At 39.2% G+C, this 21,026-nt stretch carries 23 protein-coding genes and 1 pseudogene; 21 read left to right on the plus strand and 3 right to left on the minus strand.

Annotated features, from left to right (window positions below; translation table 11 throughout):
* Positions 1-27 precede the first annotated feature (27 nt).
* Positions 28-2,397: a GGDEF domain-containing protein gene (locus QMA12_RS01510; protein WP_290208791.1), complete on the minus strand. Its 2,370-nt coding sequence runs from the start codon at positions 2,395-2,397 to the stop codon at positions 28-30.
* 220 nt (positions 2,398-2,617) lie between these two features.
* Here QMA12_RS01510 and pyrC point away from each other — a divergent pair, with 220 nt between their 5' ends.
* The 10 genes from pyrC to QMA12_RS01560 all read left to right on the plus strand — a co-directional run bounded on the left by pyrC (position 2,618) and on the right by QMA12_RS01560 (position 11,768).
* A complete protein-coding gene (gene pyrC, locus QMA12_RS01515) occupies positions 2,618-3,670 on the plus strand; it encodes a dihydroorotase (RefSeq protein WP_290208790.1) in 1,053 nt (350 codons plus the stop codon).
* A 311-nt stretch (positions 3,671-3,981) separates the two neighbouring features.
* Positions 3,982-4,191 carry a cold-shock protein gene (locus tag QMA12_RS01520; RefSeq protein WP_016707789.1) on the plus strand — a complete coding sequence of 70 codons (210 nt, stop codon included), beginning with the start codon at positions 3,982-3,984 and terminating at the stop codon, positions 4,189-4,191.
* A gap of 370 nt (positions 4,192-4,561) precedes the next feature.
* Positions 4,562-5,185, plus strand: coding sequence for a response regulator transcription factor (locus QMA12_RS01525; protein ID WP_087531733.1), 624 nt, complete (start codon positions 4,562-4,564; stop codon positions 5,183-5,185).
* A gap of 448 nt (positions 5,186-5,633) precedes the next feature.
* Complete coding sequence (locus tag QMA12_RS01530; RefSeq protein ID WP_087531732.1) at positions 5,634-6,404, plus strand: DUF3450 domain-containing protein; 771 nt, start codon at positions 5,634-5,636, stop codon at positions 6,402-6,404.
* A 6-nt stretch (positions 6,405-6,410) separates the two neighbouring features.
* Complete coding sequence (locus tag QMA12_RS01535; RefSeq protein ID WP_087531731.1) at positions 6,411-7,775, plus strand: MotA/TolQ/ExbB proton channel family protein; 1,365 nt, start codon at positions 6,411-6,413, stop codon at positions 7,773-7,775.
* Entirely contained in the window at positions 7,775-8,299 is a 525-nt protein-coding gene (locus QMA12_RS01540) for a MotA/TolQ/ExbB proton channel family protein (RefSeq protein ID WP_087531730.1), read from the plus strand. Before QMA12_RS01535 ends, QMA12_RS01540 begins: the two co-directional genes overlap by 1 nt.
* A gap of 14 nt (positions 8,300-8,313) precedes the next feature.
* A complete protein-coding gene (locus QMA12_RS01545; protein WP_087531729.1) occupies positions 8,314-8,718 on the plus strand; it encodes a biopolymer transporter ExbD in 405 nt (134 codons plus the stop codon).
* Positions 8,718-9,335 (plus strand): energy transducer TonB, encoded by a 618-nt coding sequence (locus tag QMA12_RS01550; protein WP_087531728.1) that lies wholly within the window; start codon positions 8,718-8,720, stop codon positions 9,333-9,335. Before QMA12_RS01545 ends, QMA12_RS01550 begins: the two co-directional genes overlap by 1 nt.
* Before the next feature lie 11 nt (positions 9,336-9,346).
* A complete protein-coding gene (locus QMA12_RS01555) occupies positions 9,347-10,606 on the plus strand; it encodes a hypothetical protein (protein WP_087531727.1) in 1,260 nt (419 codons plus the stop codon).
* 109 nt (positions 10,607-10,715) lie between these two features.
* Complete coding sequence (locus tag QMA12_RS01560; protein ID WP_290208789.1) at positions 10,716-11,768, plus strand: hypothetical protein; 1,053 nt, start codon at positions 10,716-10,718, stop codon at positions 11,766-11,768.
* Between the two features lie 6 nt (positions 11,769-11,774).
* Here QMA12_RS01560 and QMA12_RS01565 read toward each other — a convergent pair whose 3' ends face one another.
* Positions 11,775-12,116, minus strand: coding sequence for a TraR/DksA C4-type zinc finger protein (locus QMA12_RS01565; RefSeq protein WP_087531725.1), 342 nt, complete (start codon positions 12,114-12,116; stop codon positions 11,775-11,777).
* A gap of 73 nt (positions 12,117-12,189) precedes the next feature.
* Positions 12,190-13,146 (minus strand): tRNA-dihydrouridine synthase, encoded by a 957-nt coding sequence (locus QMA12_RS01570; protein WP_087531724.1) that lies wholly within the window; start codon positions 13,144-13,146, stop codon positions 12,190-12,192.
* 179 nt (positions 13,147-13,325) lie between these two features.
* Here QMA12_RS01570 and QMA12_RS01575 point away from each other — a divergent pair, with 179 nt between their 5' ends.
* From QMA12_RS01575 to QMA12_RS01625, 11 genes and pseudogenes are all read left to right on the plus strand, one after another.
* The gene (locus tag QMA12_RS01575) at positions 13,326-13,721 is read left to right on the plus strand and encodes a hypothetical protein (RefSeq protein ID WP_290208787.1); all 396 of its coding nucleotides are present in this window, start codon (positions 13,326-13,328) and stop codon (positions 13,719-13,721) included.
* 102 nt (positions 13,722-13,823) lie between these two features.
* Positions 13,824-14,645 carry a DUF692 domain-containing protein gene (locus QMA12_RS01580; RefSeq protein ID WP_087531787.1) on the plus strand — a complete coding sequence of 274 codons (822 nt, stop codon included), beginning with the start codon at positions 13,824-13,826 and terminating at the stop codon, positions 14,643-14,645.
* Between the two features lie 4 nt (positions 14,646-14,649).
* Entirely contained in the window at positions 14,650-15,399 is a 750-nt protein-coding gene (locus tag QMA12_RS01585; RefSeq protein ID WP_087531722.1) for a putative DNA-binding domain-containing protein, read from the plus strand.
* A gap of 71 nt (positions 15,400-15,470) precedes the next feature.
* Positions 15,471-15,593 (plus strand): hypothetical protein, encoded by a 123-nt coding sequence (locus tag QMA12_RS01590; RefSeq protein ID WP_254911145.1) that lies wholly within the window; start codon positions 15,471-15,473, stop codon positions 15,591-15,593.
* A 127-nt stretch (positions 15,594-15,720) separates the two neighbouring features.
* The gene (gene apt / locus QMA12_RS01595; RefSeq protein WP_087531721.1) at positions 15,721-16,260 is read left to right on the plus strand and encodes an adenine phosphoribosyltransferase; all 540 of its coding nucleotides are present in this window, start codon (positions 15,721-15,723) and stop codon (positions 16,258-16,260) included.
* A gap of 4 nt (positions 16,261-16,264) precedes the next feature.
* Positions 16,265-18,715 carry a DNA polymerase III subunit gamma/tau gene (gene dnaX, locus QMA12_RS01600; RefSeq protein ID WP_290208786.1) on the plus strand — a complete coding sequence of 817 codons (2,451 nt, stop codon included), beginning with the start codon at positions 16,265-16,267 and terminating at the stop codon, positions 18,713-18,715.
* Positions 18,716-18,773: 58 nt separating this feature from the next.
* The gene (locus QMA12_RS01605; protein ID WP_004588122.1) at positions 18,774-19,100 is read left to right on the plus strand and encodes a YbaB/EbfC family nucleoid-associated protein; all 327 of its coding nucleotides are present in this window, start codon (positions 18,774-18,776) and stop codon (positions 19,098-19,100) included.
* An 8-nt stretch (positions 19,101-19,108) separates the two neighbouring features.
* Entirely contained in the window at positions 19,109-19,717 is a 609-nt protein-coding gene (gene recR, locus QMA12_RS01610; protein WP_087531719.1) for a recombination mediator RecR, read from the plus strand.
* Positions 19,718-19,941: 224 nt separating this feature from the next.
* A pseudogene (locus QMA12_RS01615) lies at positions 19,942-20,084 on the plus strand (IS3 family transposase); the annotation flags it as partial.
* Between the two features lie 125 nt (positions 20,085-20,209).
* Positions 20,210-20,569 carry a hypothetical protein gene (locus QMA12_RS01620; protein ID WP_290208785.1) on the plus strand — a complete coding sequence of 120 codons (360 nt, stop codon included), beginning with the start codon at positions 20,210-20,212 and terminating at the stop codon, positions 20,567-20,569.
* Between the two features lie 96 nt (positions 20,570-20,665).
* Positions 20,666-20,968 (plus strand): H-NS family nucleoid-associated regulatory protein, encoded by a 303-nt coding sequence (locus QMA12_RS01625; RefSeq protein ID WP_087531717.1) that lies wholly within the window; start codon positions 20,666-20,668, stop codon positions 20,966-20,968.
* Positions 20,969-21,026: the final 58 nt, after the last annotated feature.

A 21,026-nucleotide genomic window follows, 5' to 3' on the forward strand; every position in this document is an offset into this window, starting at 1 on the left:
TTTATATCTTAGCGCGGGGTGTATAGTTTAAAGCGGCGCGTCAATAAGCCTGATAGCCTCATTTGCTGGTAACGGCTTTGATTTTAAAAAGCCTTGGCCAAAATTACATTTCGTATTTTGTAAAATTGAAAGCTGTGCTTGAGTTTCAATTCCTTCTGCAACAACATCCAGTTCAAGGGAACTGGCAAGTGATAAGATAGCATCTACCAATGGGTTGGCGCTATCTTGTAAATTATCTATGAAGCTTTTGTCTATCTTTAGCACATGGATAGGTAACTGGTGTAGATAACCTAAAGCAGAATAGCCAGTGCCAAAATCATCCAAACATAATTTTACTTTCAAAGGCGCTAAGCCTTCAATAATTTCAGTAGCCAGCTCAAGATTTTCAATCAAACCGGACTCTGTGATTTCTAGGCATAAGGAGCCTAATGGAAGCTGGTATTTATTGTAAAGACTGTGGATCTGCGATACAAAATCAAGGCTGGCGAAGTGCCTAGATGAAACATTAACGGTGACGCGTAAAAAGCGTTTGCCTTGCTTAGTCCAAGCGGCAATTTGTTTCGCTGCAAGATTGAGCAAGTGTAGGTCTAGGTTTATTATTTGTCCTGTATGTTCAGCTACAGGAATAAAGTCGTTTGGTGGAACAAACCCTTTGTTAGGATGATGCCAGCGTACAAGTGCTTCAAAACCGACAACTTCACTTGTTTGTATTGAAAAAATGGGTTGGTAGTAAAGCTCAAAATCATCGTGCTCGATACCGTGCTGCAAGTCATTTTCAATATCCGCATGGGTTTTTAACTTGTTACGCATAGTGCCATTGAAAAATTTAACTTGTCCTCGGCCAGATGATTTAGCTTCATACATAGCGGCGTCAGCGTGCTGTAATAACTTATAAGCTTTGTCTTCATGACTATGAGTGAATGCAACGCCAATACTGGTTGATGCTTGTAATAAGTGACCATCGATATTAAGTGGCGCATTAAGCGCGGTCGCAATTCTTTTAAGTGCCTCGTTTACTTGGTTTTTATGGCTAATATTCTCCATAAAAATTGCAAATTCATCGCCTCCTAAGCGAGCAAACGTATCTGTGTTACGAATAGTACTTTTAATTGCCTTACAAATAGTAACCAAGAAATGGTCACCCACTTCATGACCCAATGAGTCATTAATACTTTTAAAGCGATCAAAGTCTAAATAAAGCAAACAATGGCTGACTTTTTTTGTCGCTTGTGCGAGTTGCAAAATGGCATGTTGCATTTTTTCGATGAGTAATGAACGATTAGCCAAGCCGGTAAGTTCATCATGTTGCGCTCTATACTCCAGCGCTTGCCGCGACAGTTGCCTGTCTATTGCCATACTAATTTGGCGACTAACATAGGTTAATATATCTCTATCATGTTCGCTGTAATGATATTGCTCTTGGTAGCTCTGTACCACAATAACTCCGGTGGTGTGCTCATTAACAGTGAAGGGCACACCTAACCAAGATTCAGACGGCCTACCCACCATTTGAAAACGTCCAGCATCAATATATTGTTGGTATTCTTTCTTATTTAGTAGCAAAGATTGTTCTGCAGTTAGCAAGTAATAAGAAGCCGTATGTTTTAATTGCTGCTTTGAGATCTTTTTATGCGCGTTAGAGCGAACACCTTCTTCGATAATGTAAACAATTTCGAGTATATCGACATGTTTATCATATAAGCCAACCAAAAAGTTATCAGTGCGCAGTAAATTGGTCATAATATTATGCAGCGACTCTAAAAAAGCATCCAAATCACTTGCTTGATAAGTTAAATTTGCTATTTGTAACAAGGTGGCTTCTAATTTTTGAGCATCATTAAGCTGATTAACTGTTTTTTGTAAATTATTAACTGTACGTACTTGGTTAATTTTGGCGCTTAAAAGGTGGGCGACAGTGGTGAGTATTTCTAGGTGTGCATCGGTAAAATAATTACGCTTTGGGTGTTCGCAGTCAATAACCCCTAGTACTTTATTTTTATAAATAAGTGGCACGCATAGCTCAGACATGGCAGGGCGGGCATCAGCAATATAACGCACATCAGCACTGACATCACCAATAATAACTGCTTGGCCAGTTGTTGCTACATAGCCAGTAATACCTTGATTAAACGGTATTGTATTGCGTTCAATGTAATAGTCGGTGGCGATAGCTGACACACCCATAGCGGCGACTTCATTTAAAGTGTTTTGACTATGGTCGGCTAAATAGATAACGCAATCGACAAAACCTAAACGCTTAACTACCTGAGTTGTTACGTATTCGAACAACTCATCAAGTTGATCAAGCTGTAATAAGCTTGATGAAAATTGGTTAATAATACTTAATTGCTCTGTTTTGAGCTCAAGCGCTGTGGGAATATCTACTATATTTGACATAGAAATTAGTCAGGAAACTGCTTCGTCATCATAATTATATGTACCACGTTAACTTAATATTAACCAAGGTACAAAGAAATCAGTCAAAATTACTTGTTGTGACTGTAAAAACTAATCCACACTAAAATTGCCGATAAATATCAATTTTTACTTTCGATAATACTTTACTCGGGTTAGCCATATGCCTATGATCAACTAAATTCAGCCGTGGAACAAAGTAATGTCTAAGCAAGAAATTCAAAATACACCTACATTAACCCTAACTCGTCCAGATGATTGGCACGTACATTTACGTGACGGTGCTCAGCTACCAGATACAGTACGCGATATTAGCCGTTACATGGGACGTGCGATTATCATGCCTAACCTGGTTCCGCCAGCAGTGTGCACTGATTCTGCGTTAGCGTATCGCGAGCGTATCATGGCAGCCGGTCCGCAAGGTAACTTTGAGCCATTAATGGTACTGTATTTGACAGACAATACCGCTCCTGAAGAGATAAAAAAAGCGCATGCAACGGGTAAAATAGTTGCTGCTAAAGTATACCCAGCAGGTGCAACAACGAACTCCGACTCTGGCGTTACTTCAATGAAGAATATTTACCCAGTACTTGAGGCAATGCAAGAAGTTGGTATGTTGTTGCTTATTCACGGTGAAGTAACTGATTCATCGATTGATATTTTTGATCGGGAAAAAGTGTTTTTAGACACTATAATGACAGATGTTGTAAAAGACTTCCCGGATTTAAAAATTGTGCTTGAGCATATCACCACAAAGGATGCGGTGGATTTTGTTAATAATGCGTCTGATAACGTGGCTGCGACCATTACAGCTCATCATTTACTATACAACCGTAATCATATGTTAGTTGGAGGTATTCGCCCTCATTACTATTGCTTACCAATTTTAAAGCGTAATACTCATCAACAAGCATTAATTGAAGCGGCGACTAGTGGTAGTAAAAAATTCTTTTTAGGCACAGACTCTGCGCCGCATTATAAAAATAAAAAAGAGGCTGCATGTGGGTGTGCTGGTGCTTATACAGCTCATGCAGCTCTTGAGCTTTATGCTGAGGCGTTTGAGGACGCGGGTGCGTTAGATAAACTTGAAGGGTTTGCTAGCCACTTTGGACCTGATTTTTATGGCCTAGCAAGAAATACAGACACAGTCACTTTAATTAAACAGCCTTGGACAGTTCCTGCAAGCTACCCATTAGGCGGCGATCATGTTGTGCCAATTAAAGCTGAGTCTGTTATTGACTGGCAAGTAAAATAATTAACTGTAATTTAAACCACAGGTGCATTTTTTAGTCTTAAAATTAATCAGTTAAGCCGTATTTCACCTTTTAATTTACGGCTTATAAAATATTTTTTAATTAATAGAGCTAAAACGATTTTATTGTGTTAACCTTATCTTGCTTTGAGTTTTTGCGTATAGAATTTACGGATATTGTGCGGCGTGTAAGGTTACCGGTTAATGGTTTTGCTTCTTCCTGTACTATACCCCAAAGATTTTTGGGCATTCACTCAGGGAGGATATAGCCAATCTGGCTGAATTTTAATTATTGACTTACAGGAAAATTTAGTATGTCAAACACGGTTACTGGTAAAGTTAAGTTCTTCAACGAAGCTAAAGGCTTTGGTTTTATTGAACAAGAAAATGGTCCTGACGTATTCGTACATTTCAGCGCTATTACAGGCTCAGGTTTTCGCACTCTAAGCGAAGGCCAACAAGTGTCTTTCGGCATCAAGCAAGGTCAAAAAGGCCCTGAAGCTGAGAACGTAGAAGTAGCATAATTTTAATTATGTGAACCTAAGTTCATCTTGGTGAAACAGGCTCCTGTTTCACCATAATTTCCCCTTTTTTATTCTACTTTTTCATTTTTACCACACCTTATTTCTAAAAAATTCTACTACATTGTTTATTTCTGTATCAAACGAAATAAATTAGGTATTCTATTAATCTCATATAAGCCAAGAGATTAGAATAGTTGTATTGAGCATTTAATTCATAACTATTATTCATTGCTATTTAGGTACTAATATTTACTATCCAATTTTAGTGTGTAGCAATCAACATAAGCTCATTAATACAAGGAACTATTCTTAATCTGGTTTACACTAGGCTAAGATAATAAAAATATATTAAGTAAAGGTTTATTACTGAATGAATACAACAAATGATCTACTAATTGTTGATGATCACCCAATGGTTTGTGCTGCAATTAAAACAGCATTGATCAAATCACCTTTCGTTAATGACATCTATGCAGTAGCAGATCAAAAGTCAGCACTAGATCATATAAAAAATTATCACTGTGAGCTTCTCATTCTTGATATTGAACTTGAGGAATCTGATGGTTTTAGCCTTTTTAAGCGTGCTTTACTCGAGGGATACAAAGGAAAGGTACTGTTTCTTTCTGCAAAACAAGATAAACACATTATTAGAACCGCAGCTAAACTAGGTGCGCAGGGCTTTATAAATAAAGCTGAGAGTTTAGAAGATATAACTTCTGCGGTTGAGCTTATCCTGAGAGGGTTTACGTTTTTTCCTCAAGACGATTTACTCATTAATGAGAAAGACATTGACCAAATTTTAACGCATAGGGAGCTAACAGTAATGAGTTACCTGGTTGAGGGACTTTCTAATAAGGATATAGGCGAAAAACTGTTTATCAGCAATAAAACTGTCAGCACGTATAAGACTAAAATTTTCGAAAAGCTTGGAGTCGACTCTGTGATTTCACTTGCTAAATTAGTAAATAACGATCCTCATTCAAAAAAACTGTAAATATCAATTCACGTTTAAGTAAAAAGTGTAATTTTATACGGGAAACAATCCCAGTTTTTATAATGTTAGCTGAATAAATACGCTTTTTTACTGAATGATTACTCTAGACTAAATTTTTCTTGAAGTTTTTTCCATCATTTCTAGCCCATCACAAAATGTTACATTTATGTTTTTTATTTAAAATTCACTTATAAAACCGTTACTACTAGTGGGGTTTGCATAAAGTTGCCATTCAGCATTGTTACTATTGTGTTAACCCTCTGTTTTTTTGAATTTAGTTTCTATTCTTATTTGTTATTTATTTACGTTTTATTCGAAACATCAAGTTGACAGCGTGCATTGCATTTAGCATTATTGGAGGGTTGATATCTATTAAAAGATATCAGGGTTGTCTCCTTCGGGAGGTAATTAAATTATAAAAGTAACATTACTTAATTGGTTGGGAACTATGTCTGTTAAAATCAGAAAGAGTCTTGTAGCAACTGCGTTGGTTGGCGCTTTTGCATTCGCAAGCAGCAATGTGATTGCAGATCCTTTGAATGACGTGCAAAAAGCAGGTCAACAAATTCAAACGGCTGCGGTTAAGTCTCAAACTAAAATTGACAACGTATACGGTCAAACTCAAGAGCTTATCGCTGAGTACCGTGGCATTGTTGATGAAACTGAGCTTTTGAAAGTATACAACGATCACGTTGCACGTTTGGTCGCAGACCAAAATGCACAAATCGAATCGTTTGATCGCCAGATTGCGACTATCGACAACACTAAACAAAACGTTGTGCCTTTGATGTATCGCATGATCGATACGCTTGAGCAATTCATCAAAGCGGACGTTCCGTTTAACATTGACACTCGTTTAGCGCGTGTTGAGAGATTACGTGAAACAATGGTTTCTTCTTCTGTAACAACTTCAGAGAAATTCCGTCAAGTACTAGAGTCATACACTATTGAAGCTGCTTACAGCTCACTAGTTGCGGCTTCTCAAGGTACGCTTGAAATCGATGGTAAAAGCATCAATGTTGATTTCGGCCAGCTAGGTCGTATCACCTATGTTGCACAGTCTTTCGACTTAAAGCATGCGTGGGTTTGGGATAACAACACTAAACAGTGGAAAGAATTAGGTGAAGAGTACCTAAAACCTGTTAAAGAAGTTATTCGTATGGCGCGTAAGCAAGCGACATTAGAACTTGTTAAACTACCTATCTTTGGCGCGGAGTAATCAATAATGAAGAAACTATTTAAAGGTTTTGCTGTTGCAGCAGTACTGTCTGTTTCTGCAGGTACCGCGTTAAATGCACATGCAAATACTGATGCTTTAGATAAAATCCTAGAGCAAGTAAAGCAAGAGCGTATCTCTGAAGGCAAAATCAATAAGCAACGTGAGCAAGAGTTCCTTTCAGCTCGTGCTGATAAGCAAGCGTTACTTAATAAAGCGAAAAGCCAGTTATCGGCTGAAAAAGCACGTGGCGATCGTCTAACTAAAGAATATGCACAAAACGAAAATACTTTAGCGGAAAAAGAGCAAGCTCTTCAAAACGCTCAAGGCACGTTAGGTGAGATGTTTGGTGTTGTACGTCGTGCAGCTCAAGATGCAATCGGTTCTATCGAAGCATCACTTGTATCTGCTGAAAAGCCAGGTCGTGCTGAAATCTTACGTTCACTAGCAGCAGCTAAAGAGCTTCCTACAGTTCGTGAACTAGAAGAGCTTTGGATTGCACTACAAACTGAAATGACTGAGTCAGCGAAAGTTTCTACATTTGAAACTGAAGTTGCAGGTCTTGACGGTAACTCTTCTGTGAAGAAAGTAACGCGTATCGGTAACTTTAACTTAGTTACAGACGACGGTTACCTAATCTATTCACCTGAGACTAAGTCTATTCAACCTTTAGGTAAGCAACCAGACGGTTTCATCCTTGCAGGTATTGATGATTTAGCTGCTACATCTGCTGATAGCTATGCAGGCGTATACGTGGATCCTACACGTGGTGCTATCTTACGTATCAATACACAGAAGAAGTCACTGATGGAATATTACCATCAAGGTGACGTAGTTGGTTATATCATCACTGCTTTATTAGCATTTGGTCTATTAATCTTCTTAGTTCGTTTTGTTGATTTAACTATCACTACGAGCAAAATCAAGAGCCAACTTAAAAATGTGTCTACACCAAACGGTAACAACCCACTGGGTCGTATCCTTAAAGTGTATCAAGAGAACAAAAACCAAGACGTTGAAAACCTTGAGCTTAAACTTGATGAAGCGATTCTTCGTGAAACGCCTCGCATCGAAGCTGGTATCAACATCATCAAAATCCTTGCTGCAATCGCGCCACTACTTGGTCTACTAGGTACGGTAATCGGTATGATCTTAACGTTCCAAACAATCACATTGTTCGGTACAGGTGATCCGAAGATCATGGCAGGTAACATCTCTCTAGCACTTGTAACTACTGCGCTAGGTCTAATTGCTGCATTACCACTTATCCTTCTTCACGCTGTTGTAGCGGGTCGCAGTAAGTCGGTATTACACATCCTTGATGAGCAAAGCGCGGGTATCGTTGCTACTCACGCGGAGAAGGAGAAAGCCTAATGCTAGTCCTGATGGAGATCTGGGAATCTATCAGGGATTTTGTTGGCACAGGCGGCCAGGTATTATACGTGGTCGCGATAGCACTCTTTCTTATGTGGGTTTTAATGATTGAGCGCTATTGGTTCTTACTTTCTGAGTTTCCTCGTATGACGAAGGAAATTGTAGGAAAGTGGGATGCCCGCCAAGACACTACGTCTTGGTACGCACACAGAATCCGTGAAGCATGGATTTCTGAAGCGTCTGAAAAATTAGATCAGCGTATGTTGTTGATTAAAACATTAGTAGCTATTTGTCCTTTAATCGGCTTACTGGGTACAGTAACGGGTATGATATCGGTTTTCGAAACCATGGCTACCCAAGGTACTGGTAACGCACGTTTAATGGCATCTGGTATTTCAATGGCAACAATCCCAACAATGGCTGGAATGGTTGCGGCACTATCTGGAGTTTTCTTTAGCTCACGCCTTGAGGCAAGAGCGAGAATGGTGAAAGCCAAACTTATAGATAGCATGCCTCATCACTAGAGAGAGAATTAAATATGGCACGTAAACAACGTTTTCGTGAAGAAGAAGAAGCAGCGGTAGATATGACGCCGATGCTTGACATCGTATTTATCATGCTTATTTTCTTTATCGTAACTACATCGTTCGTTAAAGAGGCTGGTATCGAGGTCAATAAACCAAAAGCGGCCCAAGCTACGAAGCAAAAAAATGCTAACATTTTCATTGCTATTCGTGACAACGGCGAGATCTGGATTGATAAACAACAAGTTGATGTTGAACGTGTTTCAGCAAAGATCGAAAGTTTATTAGCAGAACAACCTACAGATGTTGTAATTTTGCAGGCTGACAAAGATGCAAAACATGGCACTGTGGTTAAAGTTATGGACCAGATCAAAGCGACGGGTGACAACCTGAGAATTTCAATAGCTGGAGATCAGTAATGATTCGTTTTCTGTTTTCACTGATTGCAGGTGGGGCAGTTACTTTCGGCTTGTTCTACTTCATGGCCTTCCTCATCTCTGGTGGGGCTGACCGTAACACGGAGCAAAAAGAACAAATCGTAGTCGAAATTATGACGAATCCGCCTGAATCTAAGGTGCAGGAGAGGAAGCGTGTTCCGCCTCCGCCTCCACCACCGCCAAAGCAGCCGCCTAAACCGCAGCCGCCTCAGCCGGAAAACAACAACCCTAATCCGGGTGCTATGTCATTTAATATGGGTAGTATCGATGTGGGAAGTTCGGCTGGTGGCCTAAGTGGTCCAGGTGCATTCGGACGTGATGGTGATGCGACACCTATCGTTCGAATTGAACCAAAATATCCAACACAAGCGGCACGTGATGGTAAAGAAGGTTGGGTACAACTTTCATTCTCAATTGATGAATTGGGTGGGGTTACAGACGTTGAAGTAATTGACGCAGACCCTAAACGTATTTTTGATAGAGAAGCTAAACGTGCACTGCGTAAGTGGAAATACCGTCCTAAAATTATTGATGGTAAACCACAAAAGCAAGTTGGTTTACAAGTTCAGCTAGACTTTAAACTTAACCAAGGCAACTAAGGAGGCAAGTAATGAGAAATTTATCTAAAGTAACAGCACTTGCGGTACTTATGTCTCTCTCGGGTGCGGTGATTACTGCACCAGTTTTAGCCGCGCCTGATTACGCCAAGATTGAAGAGCGTAAGAAAGCAAAAACTAAAATCATGGGTGAGCGCACTGGTAAAAAAGTAGTTAAAGCATTTGATTTGTATAATGAAGATAAGCTTGATGAAGCAATTGCTATGCTTAAAGAGCTTGACCCTTCAGATGACTTTGACAAGGCAACAGTTAATCGCTACCTAGGTAGTATGTATGGTCAAAAAGAGCAGTATAAAACTGCGATTAAGCACCTAGAATTAGCTGTAGCCCCTGATGTTCTAAACTTTGCTGATCAACAGCAAGCTTTAAAAACATTAGGTGATATGTATGCTGGTACTGAGCAGTTCAAAAAAGCTAAAGAAGCTTACGTTAGATGGATGGATTTTACTGGTGAAGAAGATGCAACGGTTTATACCCGTATTGCTCAAGCTAATTACCAGTTAGAACAATTCCGTGATGTTTTTGAGCCGGCAGATAAAGCAATTAAACTTCAAAAAGAGCCAAATAAAGGCCCTTACCAACTTAAGTTAGGTTCGTATTTTGAACTTAAAGACTATAAAAATATGGTTAAAGTTGGCGAAGAAATTGTACGTATCTGGCCTGACGATAAAAAAGCGTGGGTAAGCTTAGGTAAGTACTACCTTCAAACGGAAGACTATAAAAAAGGTCTTTCAACAATGGAAGTAGCTTACAAAAATGGTTATTTTGAAGCTGAAGTTGATTATAAAGTTTTATCTAACTTCTATTCTTTGAATGAAATTCCTTTCAAGGCTGCAAAAATCCTTGAAAAGTCTATGAATGATAAGATTGTGAAGCGCAATAAACAAAATGTCAGCGCAGTAGCCAGTAACTATCATCGCTCAAAAGATATTGAAAAAGCAGCTAAGTTCTATGAAGAAGCCGCTAAGTTTGATGACGACGCTGAGCTTTACCGTAAAGCAGGTTCATTATTACTTCAGTCGCAAAATTATAGTTCTGCCGTTGTTCGTTTGAACAAAGCTCTGGAATTAGGTTCTGATAAAAAAGGAACTATATACACAGATTTAGCAGAAGCCTATTACTATCAAGAAAAGTATAAGCAAGCTTATGCTGCAATTGTAAAAGCTATGGATGACCCACGCACACGTAAGTTTGCTAAAGGTTGGTCTACATATATTAAAGATAAAGCCGCTCGCAACGGTGTTAAAATTTAATTTATAACGCTTTTCAATTTAAAAAGCCCCTATGGGGCTTTTTTTATACCTAATATAAACATATAAAATTATACAGTTTCTCAATTTATAAGCTTCATTTGGATAAAAAATGATTAAAAATCTAGCAGTTAGCATATTGGTTTTATTACTCTGGGGTTGTAGTGAACCCGAGTTAAAATATTCGAGCATAGAGCAAATAGATCAGCAAATTAAAATACAGAATGTATTACTACAGCCGAATAAAACACCTATGTCTGTTAGAGCAATCAAGCTTGCTCAACTACCCTTTTCAGAGCAGTATTTAGAACAACGTCATACTATTTATAAATCATTAAGAGCGTTGACGTTGGATGAAAATACACAACAATTAGCTGATTATTTAAGCATCAGTGAGCGCTTTCCTGCGCGCTATTTTCCATGGCCGTCTCAGGTAAATGTGGTTGAGAATATGCTAAAGAGTGGTATGCCACAGCAGCAAATTTCCGATTGGATTGATTTTACAGCCGAACAACTCTCATTGGGTTTACAAAGCAAGCTTAAGTTAAATAAAATAGAATTGGCAGAATTTCACTTACGTTTGACTGAGCTTAAAAGTCGGGATGATTTATCTGAAGGCTTAACTAAGTCTTTAAATAGCTTTAATACGTATTTACGGCAATACACACCAAGAGGCAGTGTTGGTTTGCATGGCTTACCAAATGGCTCATCTTGGTATCAAAGTAAGCTCAATTACTTTGCGGGTAAAACCGATGCTCCTTTAAAGTGGCTGGTTAAAATTCAAAAAGAGTTAGCAAACATCGATAATATACCGTTCACATTGACATTACAGCAAGAACATCGCCAGTCAGTGTTAGAGCAGTGGCTTGAGAGTAAACCGCTTGATATGGCCTCGGGGTATGACTGGTCACAAGGTTATTATAATTTACCTGTGTCTACATCACGTGCTCTTCAAAGTATGTCCGATGATGAAAAGTACTTTTGGTTGGCAATGATGGAAACCGATATAGGAATTCACTATCATGCATGGACGTTGCAACAAGCAAAGGTTAATTTATCAAAAAGGTTAAACTTATCATCAGAATCAGCACAGTATTTAGTACATGATATTGTTTTTTATCCTGCGTTTAGCTTTTCTTTTGCAAGTTTATTGAAAGTGGATTAACTAGCGTTAGTCTGGTTCACAATTTCTACAGCGTTGATTAGCAGGATCTGCTAAAAGACGCTGTGCATCAATTTTTTCTTCACAGTCACAGCAATACCCATACTGACCTATCTCAATCTGACAAATTGCTGCCTCTAATTTTTCTAAACGAAGTATAAGCTCACTGTATTCTGAGCCCAGTTGTTTCTCTGCTAATTCTAGCCAATGTTCAGGACTGCTTGTTTCAAGAGTAAGTAGAAGTGAATGATGGGCTAGGTTATTTGATTGTGCGAGAGCCGCCAATAGAGATTGACGCTTTAAAGCAAGCTCACTATTTAAACGTTCTAAAATTTGCTGAGATTGGTACATGGTTGGCCTTCCTCACTGAATAATGAAAGTATTATCCATAAATTCAGTGAAGCGAAATATGATATGTATCAATTTAGGGTGCGATTGCGTATTTTTTTAGTACATCTGCGACATCTTCTTTGGTTTTTAAACGTCTAATCTCATCAAATAAAGCATGTGCTTGTTGATACTCACGTTTCAAATAACCGAGCCACTGCTTGGTACGGGATGCAAAATATTTCTCATCTTTAGTTGGGTCATGATGCATCGATGAATGAATTATATGATAAAGAATGTGTTCCCATTGTAAACCTTGGTACTGCTCACCATTAATCTGTGCTTTAATCTTTTTTGCCAAATCAGGATGTGAAAGTGCACCTCGTCCAAGCATGAGATCAGTACAGCCACTTCTTTGTTGACATAACAATGCATCTGATATTTGCCATATTTCGCCATTGGCTACAACGTCAATTGCTTTACCTTCAATTAGTGGAGGAATTTTTTCCCAATAAGCCGGTGGGTTGTAGCCATCACGTTTGGTGCGAGCATGAATAGCTATACTGTTTGCACCTGCACTAACAACAGCATCGACAATTTCTTGGCTATTACTGTCATCATCAAAGCCTAAACGAATCTTGGCACTAACTTGGTGATCCTTTGGCACAGCTTCACGTACAGCTTTAATAATTTCATACATGTGCTCAGGATCTTTCAAAAGCACTGCGCCGCCTTTGCTGCGGTTTACTGTTTTTGCTGGGCAGCCAAAATTTAAGTCTACGCCATGAGAACCCAGCTCAATGACCTTAACTGCATTTTCTGCAAGTGCCTCAGCAACTTGACCTAATAATTGGATACGTACAGGTGTGCCGGCTCGAGTAAAGCCATTATTTTGCAATTCAGGGCAGTAGCGATTAAATACTTTATCAGGTAAGCAAGCATCAATTACTCTGACAAATTCAGTTACGCACAAATCAAAGCCACCAATATCGGTAAGTAATTGGCGCATTTTAAAATCGACTACGCCTTCCATTGGTGCTAATACTAATCTCATTGGGTGTAACTTTATTTGTAAAACTGGTGGCGTAGTTTACCTTGTCCGCCTAAATTGATAAATCACTAATAGCTTTATGTGTACAATAAAAATAATATTATTTCTGTCTTTTGTGAAAGTTATTCTTTTATGCAGGGTCTATTAAGTATACCCGTTGAGTAAAAATAGAGAGTCTGATTATGAACACAGTAAAAAATAATTCAATCGCATTAACATTAGGTGCAGTAGTGATCACTGGTGCAAGTTTAATATCAACAGATGCACAGGCAAACCCTTTTGAGTATCAAGAACTTGTTACAGGTTATCAAGTGGATGCCACGGAAGGTAAGTGTGGTGAAGGAAAATGTGGTGGTGATGCAAAGACAAAAAACGCCAAAGCTAAAACTGAAGGTAAGTGTGGTGAAGGAAAGTGCGGTGGCGATGCTAAAACAAAAAATGCTAAAGCTAAAACCGAAGGTAAGTGCGGTGAAGGGAAATGCGGTGGTGATACTAAATCAAGCGATAAAAAAACTAAGAAAGAAGGTAAATGTGGTGAAGGTAAATGTGGTGAAGGTAAATGTGGCGGTAGCCACTAATCACTTTGCGATAGCATTAAGTTAATTCTATTAAAAAGGCCTTTGCGGGCCTTTTTAAATTAGGGAGTATCTATGGCAATAGCTAATAAAGATGAATTTGGTATGGTAGGGCTTGGTTTACGCCGAGAAATGTTGGATGAGCTCCTTGTTCACGTTCCAAAGCAAATTGATTTTATGGAAGTTGCCCCTGAAAACTGGCTTAAATTAGGAGGGCGTTTTAAAAAGCAATTTAAGTCATTAACCAACGACCATCATTTTGTATGCCATGGCTTATCACTCTCGCTTGGTTCACCCGCGCCCCTTGATATTGATTTCGTCAAAGCGTTGAAAAACTTTTTTATCGATCATGGTATTAAGCGTTATAGCGAACACCTAAGTTACTGCTCAGGCGCAGGTCATATGTATGACTTAATGCCGATCCCCTTTACTGAACAGGCAGTTAAGCACGTTGTATCAAGAATTAAGCAAGTACAGGATATTCTTGAACAACAAATTACGATTGAAAACGTTTCATATTATGCAGCGCCAGGCCAAGAATTAACTGAGCTTGAGTTTACCAACGAAGTTTTAGAACAAGCTGATTGCAAACTTTTGCTTGATGTAAATAATATTTACGTAAACTCAGTCAACCACGGTTATGACGCACTTGAATTCTTACAAGGATTACCTTGTGAGAGAGTTGACTATGGTCATGTGGCGGGGCATTACAATGAGGCTGATGATTTGATTGTAGATACACATGGTGCTGATGTTATAGATCCTGTCTGGCACCTTTTAGATAAAGCATATGAAATTCATGGTGTATTTCCTACGCTATTAGAGCGTGACTTTAATATTCCGGCTATGGATGTGTTAGTCAAAGAGCTTGATATTATAAACCAGTTGCAAGCTAAGCACGGTGTAAATAAACAAAAGCGAGCTTAACATTATGAGTTTTCAAGACATTCAAAATACCTTTATGGCGCATATTCGCCAACCTTCAAACCAGCCTGCCCCTGAAGGGATTGAAGACCGTCGTATGGCTATTTATCGCGATTTATTTTTTAATAATATTGAAGGTTTTATTTCATCTGGTTTCCCAGTTTTAAAAACATTGTATTCAACGTCTGATTGGAATACGTTGATAAGACGTTTTTTTGTTGAACATGATTGTTCATCACCATACTTTTTAGATATAGCAGGGGAGTTTATTAACTACCTCAGTCATGGGTATGTAAAAACAGCGACAGATCCGGTTTTCATGATTGAGTTGGCGCATTATGAATGGGTGGAGCTTGATGTGTCTATTTGCCAACAAGATGACTGTGAGATTTTAATCGACACAGCACTGGCTGTAACGCCTTTGTATTTTAGCCAAACAGCACGTAATTTAAGCTATCAATTTGCGGTTCAACAAATAAGTGTTGATCACCAACCGGTAGCACCAACCAGCCAACCAAATTACTTTGTTGTTTATAGAGACCTTGACGATGAAGTACATTTTTTGACAACTAACCCGATGACTGCGCTTTTGTTATCGTTGATAGAAGCGTCACCAGCGATTTTGTTTGATCAACTTTGCCATCAGGTTATTCAACATGCACCTCAGTTTAGTTATGAGCAAGTTAGTATTGGGGCTGATCAAACATTACAAGCGATGGCTAAAAAAGGTGTGATCGTGACAAAAAATCAAGCTTAAAGGCTTTAATGATTATTTTACATGGACTATTATGTGCGCTTTAAAATGTCGCGCTTAATAAAGGTAGTACCATGTCAGAAGATAAAGATTTTAAAGACCCGTTTAATGCAATGTATTTCCTAGCATTTTTAGCAATTTTTGTTGGGATTGGCTGCTTGAACGCAATTTTGGGCTGGATAACTACAGTTTCTTAATTTGTTTATAAGTTATGGGCTGCTATTGCGGCCTTATATTTTAATTAGTTAACTTCTTACCGACAATCCATATTTCTAGTGTTATAATTGCTGGCTTTGTAATATAAACAATCAAACAGCTTAAATTATGACTACTCCTTCTATTATTAAAGACAGCATTACCACTATTGCAGATTACCCGAAAGCGGGCATTATGTTTCGCGATGTAACTACGTTAATGGCTGACCCTGCAGCATTCCAAGCTACAATCAACGAATTCATAGACGCCTATAAAGACCAAGGTTTTACTAAAATCATTGGTACAGAGTCGCGCGGCTTTATTTTTGGTGCACCACTTTCATACGCATTAGGCATTCCGTTTATTCCAGTACGTAAGCCAGGTAAATTACCTCGCGCTGTTATTTCTCAAGATTACCAACTTGAATATGGCGAAGATGTGCTTGAGCTTCATACAGACGCGATAGTACCTGGCGATAAAGTCCTTTTAGTTGATGACTTATTAGCTACGGGTGGTACGATTGAAGCAACAGCAAAATTAGTCAATAAGCTTGGTGGCAATGCAACTGATGCTGCCTTTGTTGTCTCGTTACCAGAACTAGGTGGTGAGCAACGCATTGAGAAAATGGGGATTAACATCCTTAAATTGGTTGAATTCGAAGGCGAATAATTAAATGAGTTACCAAGTCCTAGCGAGAAAATGGCGTCCTCAGACCTTTCACGAATTGGTCGGTCAGTCACATGTGAAACAAGCGCTTGTTAATGCGTTAACACAAAACCGACTGCACCATGCTTATTTATTCACTGGGACTCGCGGAGTGGGTAAAACCACCATCGCACGTATATTCGCTAAAAGCTTGAATTGCGACGAAGGTATTTCGTCTGAACCTTGTGGCCAGTGTAGTAGCTGTAAAGATATCGAATCTGGCCGCTACATCGATCTGCTAGAAATAGATGCTGCTTCTCGAACAAAGGTCGAAGATACCCGTGAAATCCTTGATAACGTGCAATACGCACCAACTCGCGGCCGTTATAAGGTTTACCTTATCGATGAAGTGCATATGCTTTCTAAGCACAGCTTCAATGCGTTATTAAAAACCCTTGAAGAGCCACCGGAACACGTAAAGTTTTTACTTGCGACCACTGATCCACAAAAATTACCGGTGACTATTTTATCGCGTTGTTTACAGTTCAACCTAAATGCATTGTCGCAATCTGAAATCTTGCAACAACTTGAGTACGTGTTGGGTGAGGAGCAATTGAGTTTTGAAACTCAAGCATTACAAATTATAGCTAAAGCCGCTGATGGCAGTATGCGCGATGCGCTTAGCCTGACCGATCAAGCTATTGCCCAAACCAACGGCAATATACAACACCAGTCAGTGCAAAACATGTTGGGCTTAATGGATAACCATTACAGTCAACATTTGTTAGCTGCGTTACTAGCTCAAGATGGGGCCTTGTTAATGACCCAAATAGAGCAAATTGCGAGTCAAAATCCACAATATAATGCCCTCCTTGATGATTTAATTGGCTTAACACACCTTATTCAGTTAACTCAGTTAGTGCCCGATGCAGCTAAGCTAGATGAACATAATGCAGAGTTTATCCAGCAAGTAGCGCAAGCAAGTGACAGCCAACAAACTCAAATTTACTATCAGTTATTACTTAACGGTAAAAAAGATTTGCAATGGGCGCCTGAGCCACGTCTTGGTTTTGAGATGATCATGCTAAGGCTACTTGCCTTTGAGCCAGCAGGAATGACGTCTACACAAGCACCACCAAGCACAACGCAACCAATACAAAACAAAGCGGGGCGAGCTAGTGCACTTCGCGATATTATTAATAAAAATAAAGCGGTGCAGCAAAGTCCAAGTGTCGATACAAATAGTGATGTACAGTCATTAAGCCGTGATATTAATTCAGCTGATCAAATGCAGTCTGATAATAAAACGACAGCGGACAATCAAGTAGAGCAGCACAGCAATAATGAACAAGGTGTTGAACACGCATCAGCAGTAAAAAAAGTAGATGCAGCAGAGGCATCACCAAACACTGAAGTTACCCACAGTGATGAACACGTTCAACCCCAAAGTCAAGATGATGCCTATCAACAGCACAGCGACGCAGAACAGACTTTAGCGTCACAGTTTGATGACATTATGAGCAGCGCTGTAGATCAAGGCTTTAATGAGCATACTCATACAACACATGTTGAACCTGACGTTAATAGCCAAAATAGTGAACCGCACACCTCTATTGCACAACAAGAGTCACAAGCACAATCAGCCATAGCGCGCATCCTACGTGATAGAAATATATCTGGCGCAGGTAAGTTGTCTGGTGCGAATATTAAAAGTACGCAAACCACTGAGCAACCAGTTACGCATGCTGCGCAAAATAGCTCTAAACCTGAACCTCAAGCACCATTGGCTGAGTCACAGCCACAACAGGCAGCACAGCGGCAATCAGCGACTATCGATGCGCCACCTTGGTCGAATGATGACCCAGGCCAAACCGTAAAAAAGCCAGCGCTCCCAGAGACGGGGAGCCAAACGCGCTCAAATAATCAAGTCGTAACAAAAAAAGTAGACTTTAAAGAAAAGCATCAAACAATTACTGAAAATTTAGCGCCTGAGTTACTTGAGCAAATTAACCCACAAAAAAAGCCTGAAGTGGTTACACAAGAGCCTAGCATTCCAGTTCCTGATGACTTTCAAAGCCCAATTAGTGAAATCCGGTTTGCTCATCAACAAGATGAATGGGCTTATTTAATCAAGCGAATGGGTCTAGGTGGTAGAATGCGCCAATTTGCGTTGCATTCTATTTTTACCAAACAAGGTAACAATTTACATATCGACGTGGATGAGTCACAAAAGCACCTTGATACACCAATGCTAAGACAAAAGCTCGATGCAGCACTTTCAAGTATTTATGAGCATAACGTCACACTCAGTATTAATTTTGCTCAAGGGGTTATTGACTCACCGTATTTAATTCAGCAAAAAATTGATGTAGGCCGTCACCAGCAAGCAATTGATGTGATTACCTCAGATGAAAATATAGTGCAATTTCAGCAGCTATTTTCAGCAATTATTGACGAAAACAGTATTCAGGCATTGTAATTAGTTACAATAGCCCTTATCTTCATGACAATTAAAGATTACACAAAGAGAGAGAATTATGTTTAAAGGTGGAATGGGTAACATGATGAAGCAAGCGCAGCAAATGCAAGAGCGCATGCAAAAAGCCCAAGACGAAATCGCCACTATGGAAGTAGTTGGTGAAGCCGGCGCAGGTCTGGTAAAAGTAACCATGCTTGGTAATCACAATGTACGCCGCGTTGAGCTTGATGAAAGCTTAATGGAAGACGACAAAGACATGATTGAAGATTTACTTGCCGCAGCGTGTAATGACGCAGTTCGCCGTGTAGCAGACGAAACGCAAGAGCGCATGGGTAAAGTAACTGGCGGTATGCAATTACCACCAGGTATGAAAATGCCGTTTTAAGGTAATCGATGCAACTTTCACAAAGTTTAAGCCAACTCATTGAAGCACTGCGTTGTCAGCCGGGCATAGGCCCAAAATCAGCACAGCGTATCGCGTTTCATTTACTTGAGCGCGACCGTAAGGGTGGTACGCAACTTGGTAATGCACTGACCAAAGCGATGAGTGCTGTAGGGCATTGTCAGTCATGCCGTACTTTTTCTGAGCAACCACAATGTGAAATCTGTTTAAGCCCAAAACGTCAAGATAGCGGCATTTTATGTGTGGTTGAATCACCCACTGATGTACTAGCCATTGAGCAGACTGGGCAATATAAAGGTTTATACTTTGTGTTAATGGGGCACTTATCACCAATTGATGGTATTGGCCCGAATGAAATTGGCCTTGATATTCTTGAAAAAAAATTAAGCCAAGGCGGCATTAATGAAGTGATTTTAGCCACCAACCCAACAGTTGAAGGCGAAACAACCGCGCATTATATTGCCCAGCTTTGTCATCGCTATAAAGTGGAAGCATCACGTATAGCCCATGGTATTCCAGTCGGTGGAGAGCTTGATTTATTAGATGGCATGACCTTAATGCATGCATTTTCTGGCCGAAAAGCGGTTAGTCAAGAATAGACTTTATGCTTAACTAAAAAAGCCCGCGCTTATTGATAATGAGCGCGGGCTTTTTTATTTACTTTGTTTTGATTTAATAAGAAACCTTTTTTAATTTATCCCTTGAAGTTCGAACGACGCGCCCCATGGTAATCCCCCAAAAAATAATAGAAGCCAAATGTAGAATTTTCACTTATTGTAAACACAGGAGGCAATAGCAAAAAAGTGGCAAAGGCTTCTGAACCTATACGCCAAAACTGTATGATGAAAATGAGGAAGTTGCAGCGTTGCTATTGGATTTAAGCCAGCGTCAGCGAAATTTGGGGGGCGGTTTATGTTTTTATATTTACGCAATGTTAAAGGTTACATGTGGAATCATAAGCGCGTTAGGGCGTAACTACCTATTTCTCGAAAGGTGAATACCAGCCCGATCCAGAACAAAAATTATTTTTACAGCAACGTGGTGTTAGTTTTGAAGATACACCCGTTGTTGAAGTATTAGGAGTAGGACACATGTCTAAAACTACGCAGAACACATTAAATACCGAAGATGAAACAAGTTTATCTTATTGGATTACGATTTTTGGTAGCGAGCAAGACGCTATCGCTGTGGCAAACGTTTTTTATGATACACAAAATGCTGATTTATCAGCCCTTTTAATAGCCGCTGAACATAAAGACTTAAATAAATGTGAAGCGTTGTTACATAAAATTAAGGGCTCTATCATGGTGGTAAAAATTGATCATCTACGTATTAAAATTGAAACTTGCGAAGAAAGTATATCAAAGAAGAAACAAATAAATAATAGTGTATTTACATTAATCCAAGAGCTTTTAATGTTGAATAGGTCAGTGAAAGTGTGGCTTGATTAAATAATATAATAGTGGCTTGGATTAATTTTAAAAATGCGCTTATAATTTACTTGAATCTATTATCTAATTTAAACTTATCAACGTAGTGAGAAAAAAATGAAAGAAATACGATCATTTATTAAAAGTGCAAGTTTAACTGATTTAGAAAAAGCACAATCTCTAATTGAAAATGCCATTGCTAAATATACACAGCAGCAGCAAGCTAAGCAGGAAGTGTTAGATTTATTAAAAGAAAAGGGCTTAACGTTAGATGATCTACAAGATATAGCGGGTGATAAGCGTACTAAAGTTATGCCAAAGTACCGCATCGAGTTTGAAGGAAAAATAGTCGAGTGGACTGGACGTGGTAAACGCCCTAAAGCATTTCAAGGTGTAGAGCTCACAAAGCATCTAGCATAAAAGTCGATATGCCCGTTAATATGCCAATGATCAAGTCATTGGCTTTTTTGTTTAAGTA

Source organism: Pseudoalteromonas sp. APC 3893, assembly GCF_030408095.1.
GTDB lineage: Bacteria > Pseudomonadota > Gammaproteobacteria > Enterobacterales > Alteromonadaceae > Pseudoalteromonas.

Excerpts from the sequence above, each read along its gene's own strand:
- QMA12_RS01605 (WP_004588122.1), top strand. The coding sequence starts at position 18,774 with ATGTTTAAAGGTGGAATGGGTAACATGATGAAGCAAGCGCAGCAAATG.
- QMA12_RS01535 (WP_087531731.1), top strand. The coding sequence starts at position 6,411 with ATGAAGAAACTATTTAAAGGTTTTGCTGTTGCAGCAGTACTGTCTGTT.
- QMA12_RS01550 (WP_087531728.1), top strand. The coding sequence starts at position 8,718 with ATGATTCGTTTTCTGTTTTCACTGATTGCAGGTGGGGCAGTTACTTTC.
- QMA12_RS01625 (WP_087531717.1), top strand. The coding sequence starts at position 20,666 with ATGAAAGAAATACGATCATTTATTAAAAGTGCAAGTTTAACTGATTTA.
- apt (WP_087531721.1), top strand. The coding sequence starts at position 15,721 with ATGACTACTCCTTCTATTATTAAAGACAGCATTACCACTATTGCAGAT.
- QMA12_RS01585 (WP_087531722.1), top strand. The coding sequence starts at position 14,650 with ATGAGTTTTCAAGACATTCAAAATACCTTTATGGCGCATATTCGCCAA.
- QMA12_RS01580 (WP_087531787.1), top strand. The coding sequence starts at position 13,824 with ATGGTAGGGCTTGGTTTACGCCGAGAAATGTTGGATGAGCTCCTTGTT.
- QMA12_RS01620 (WP_290208785.1), top strand. The coding sequence starts at position 20,210 with ATGTCTAAAACTACGCAGAACACATTAAATACCGAAGATGAAACAAGT.
- pyrC (WP_290208790.1), top strand. The coding sequence starts at position 2,618 with ATGTCTAAGCAAGAAATTCAAAATACACCTACATTAACCCTAACTCGT.
- QMA12_RS01545 (WP_087531729.1), top strand. The coding sequence starts at position 8,314 with ATGGCACGTAAACAACGTTTTCGTGAAGAAGAAGAAGCAGCGGTAGAT.
- QMA12_RS01560 (WP_290208789.1), top strand. The coding sequence starts at position 10,716 with ATGATTAAAAATCTAGCAGTTAGCATATTGGTTTTATTACTCTGGGGT.
- recR (WP_087531719.1), top strand. The coding sequence starts at position 19,109 with ATGCAACTTTCACAAAGTTTAAGCCAACTCATTGAAGCACTGCGTTGT.
- QMA12_RS01540 (WP_087531730.1), top strand. The coding sequence starts at position 7,775 with ATGCTAGTCCTGATGGAGATCTGGGAATCTATCAGGGATTTTGTTGGC.
- QMA12_RS01555 (WP_087531727.1), top strand. The coding sequence starts at position 9,347 with ATGAGAAATTTATCTAAAGTAACAGCACTTGCGGTACTTATGTCTCTC.
- QMA12_RS01530 (WP_087531732.1), top strand. The coding sequence starts at position 5,634 with ATGTCTGTTAAAATCAGAAAGAGTCTTGTAGCAACTGCGTTGGTTGGC.
- QMA12_RS01525 (WP_087531733.1), top strand. The coding sequence starts at position 4,562 with ATGAATACAACAAATGATCTACTAATTGTTGATGATCACCCAATGGTT.
- QMA12_RS01510 (WP_290208791.1), bottom strand. The coding sequence starts at position 2,397 with ATGTCAAATATAGTAGATATTCCCACAGCGCTTGAGCTCAAAACAGAG.
- QMA12_RS01570 (WP_087531724.1), bottom strand. The coding sequence starts at position 13,146 with ATGAGATTAGTATTAGCACCAATGGAAGGCGTAGTCGATTTTAAAATG.
- QMA12_RS01565 (WP_087531725.1), bottom strand. The coding sequence starts at position 12,116 with ATGTACCAATCTCAGCAAATTTTAGAACGTTTAAATAGTGAGCTTGCT.
- dnaX (WP_290208786.1), top strand. The coding sequence starts at position 16,265 with ATGAGTTACCAAGTCCTAGCGAGAAAATGGCGTCCTCAGACCTTTCAC.
- QMA12_RS01520 (WP_016707789.1), top strand. The coding sequence starts at position 3,982 with ATGTCAAACACGGTTACTGGTAAAGTTAAGTTCTTCAACGAAGCTAAA.
- QMA12_RS01590 (WP_254911145.1), top strand. The coding sequence starts at position 15,471 with ATGTCAGAAGATAAAGATTTTAAAGACCCGTTTAATGCAATGTATTTC.
- QMA12_RS01575 (WP_290208787.1), top strand. The coding sequence starts at position 13,326 with ATGAACACAGTAAAAAATAATTCAATCGCATTAACATTAGGTGCAGTA.